Source organism: Kitasatospora sp. NPDC007106, assembly GCF_040634455.1.
GTDB classification, from domain to species: domain Bacteria; phylum Actinomycetota; class Actinomycetes; order Streptomycetales; family Streptomycetaceae; genus Kitasatospora; species Kitasatospora arboriphila.
In genome coordinates this window covers 1-2,746 of sequence record NZ_JBEYFP010000766.1, presented here as the reverse complement: position 1 = coordinate 2,746, position 2,746 = coordinate 1, and the positions used below count along the sequence as shown (strand labels likewise).

Below are 2,746 nucleotides of genomic sequence, written 5' to 3'. Positions count from 1 at the left end.
GTCGCCGATGATCCGGCCGCGGCCGTAGGCGTCCGGCAGGCCGGTGATGACACCGGCCTTGCGGGCGGCCAGGATCTCGGGGGTGTAGGCGTCGAAGACGCCGTCGTTGTGGGTCTTGCGGTAGGCGGTGAAGACCTTCTCCAGCTCCGGCGACACCGGGTAGCCGTAGGTGCGCAGGGCGCCCGCCACCATCCGCCAGCCGCCGTTCGGCATGATCGCCCGCTTCAGCGGGGTGTCGGTCTGCAGGCCGACGATCAACTCCCGCTCCCGGTCGATGTATCCGGGTGCGTGCGCGGTGATGCCGGACGGGACGTCGTACGCGACGTCGTACACGCCCTTGGCGCGCTCCTCGGGGAAGCGGTCGGTGATCCGCTTCCACACCGCCAGGGTCCGCTCGGTCGGGCCGGCCAGGAAGGCCGCATCGCCCTCGTAGGGGGTGTAGTTGTGCTGGATGAAGTCGCGGACGTCGATCGCGTCTCGCCACAGGCCGCCCCGGAAGCCGTCCCAGGCTCCGCGGGTGGCCGTCTCCGTCTGCCGGACCGTCATGGTCGCTGCTCCCGTCGTGTTGTCGTCGGAACGGTCGTGCTGCTCGGGCCGTCGGCGCTCAGCCCCGGGTGCCGTAGTAGGCCTGGGTCATCAGCTGCTGCATGTCGGCGAGCATCGGCAGCCGCGGGTTGGCCGGGGCGCACTGGTCCTCGTAGGCGTTCATCGCCTGCCGGGGCAGCGCAGCCAGGAACGCCGCCTCGTCCACGCCGGCCTCCTTGAAGGACCGCGGGATGCCGACCCTGTCGCGCAGTTCCTCGACCGCGGCGGCGAGCGACTCCACGCCCTGCTCCGGCGTGGCGGCGGGCAGGCCGAGCGCCTCGGCGACGGCCCGGTACCGCTCCGGCGCCGCGTAGCTGCGGTACTTGGGCCAGCTGGTGACCTTGCCGGGCGCGGCGCCGTTGTACCGGATCACGTGCGGCAGCAGCAGGGCGTTGGTCCGCCCGTGCGCGATGTGGAAGGTGGCGCCCAGGGTGTGCGCCATGGCGTGCACCACGCCGAGGAAGGCGGAGCCGAAGGCCATGCCGGCGATGGTGCCGGCGTTGTGCATCTTCTCGCGAGCCACCGTGTCGCTCGGCCCGTCGGACACCGCCCGCTCCAGGTGCTCGAAGATCAGCCGGATGCCCTGCAACGCCAGGCCGTCGGTGAAGTCGTTGGCGTAGACCGACACATAGGTCTCGATGCAGTGGGTGAGGGCGTCGAAGCCGGAGTCCGCGGTGACGTCCTTGGGCAGCCGGGTGGTGAGCGCCGGGTCGACGATCGCGACGCTCGGGGTGAGCGCGTAGTCCGCCAGCGGGTACTTCTGGCCGGTGGCGGTGTCGGTGATCACCGCGAACGGGGTGACCTCGGAGCCGGTGCCCGAGGTGGTGGGGATGCAGACCAGCTTCGCCTTCTCCCCCAGGTCGGGGAAGGTGAAGGCGCGCTTGCGGATGTCGAAGAACTTCTCCTTCAGGTCGGCGAACTCGACCTCCGGGTGCTCGTACATCAGCCACATCACCTTGGCGGCGTCCATCGGCGACCCGCCGCCGAGCGCGACGATCGTGTCGGGCCGGAAGTCCCGCATGAGCTCGGCGCCCCTGCGGACGGTGTCGATGCTGGGGTTGGGCTCGACGAAGTCGACCACCCGCACCTCGACGGGCTCGCTGCGGCGGTCGAGGACGCCCCTGATCCGCTCCAGGTGGCCGATCTCGACCATCGTCCGGTCCGTGACGACGACGATCCGGCGGGCGTTCGGCATGCTCGCCAGGTACGTGATCGAGTTGCGCTCGAAGTAGATCTTCGGCGGGACCTTGAACCACTGCATGTTGGTGTTCCGCCGGCCGATCCGCTTGATGTTGAGGAGGTTGAGCGCCGACACGTTGCCCGACACCGAGTTGTGCCCGTAGCTGCCGCAGCCGAGCGTCAGCGAGGGGGTGAAGGCGTTGTAGACGTCGCCGATGCCGCCCTGCGAGCTGGGCGCGTTCCAGATGATCCGGCAGGCCTTCACCGCGTGCCCGAACTCCTCGACGAACGCGGCGTCCTCGGTGTGCACCGCCGCCGTGTGCCCGAGCCCGTTGAACTCCACCATGGCGGCCGAGAGTTCGACGCCCTCACGGCGCGATCCCGCGGTCAGCACCGCCAGCACGGGGCACAGCTTCTCCCGGGTCAGCGGCTCGAACGGCCCCACCCGCTCGACGTCCACCAGGATCACCGAGGTGTCCGCCGGCACCTCGAACCCCGCCGCCTCGGCGATCTGCGCCGCCGAGCGGCCCACCACCCCGGGGTTCAGTCGCTCCCCGGCGCAGGAGGTGCCGTCCGCGGAGCCGAACAGGTGGCGCTCCAGCAGGGCCTTCTCCTCGGCACTCGCGTGGTGCGCCTTCAGCGTGCGGAACTCGGCGAGTGCGGCGTCGCGGATCTCCGCGTCGAGGACGACCGCCTGCTCCGAGGCGCAGATCATCCCGTTGTCGAAGGTCTTGGACAGCACGATGTCGTTGACCGCCCGCTTCAGGTCGGCGCTCTTCTCCACGTACACGGGGACGTTGCCCGCGCCGACGCCGAGGGCCGGCTTGCCGCACGAGTAGGCGGCGCGCACCATCGCGTTGCCGCCGGTGGCCAGGATCGTGGCGACGTCCGGATGGTTCATCAGCGCCTGGGTCGCCGCCATCGACGGCTCCTCGATCCACTGGATGCAGTGCTCGGGCGCCCCGGCCGCCACCGCGGCGTC

Annotated in this window: 2 protein-coding genes; both read right to left on the bottom strand. The window is 70.7% G+C overall.

Translation table 11 applies throughout. The features are described from left to right. The coding region (locus ABZ641_RS32045; RefSeq protein WP_359987504.1) for a pyruvate formate lyase family protein at positions 1-546 on the bottom strand (546 nt) is incomplete at its 3' end. A gap of 58 nt (positions 547-604) precedes the next feature. Beyond that, positions 605-2,746, bottom strand: a 2,142-nt coding sequence (gene adhE / locus ABZ641_RS32040; RefSeq protein WP_359987501.1) for a bifunctional acetaldehyde-CoA/alcohol dehydrogenase, incomplete at its 5' end; no start/stop codon positions are given.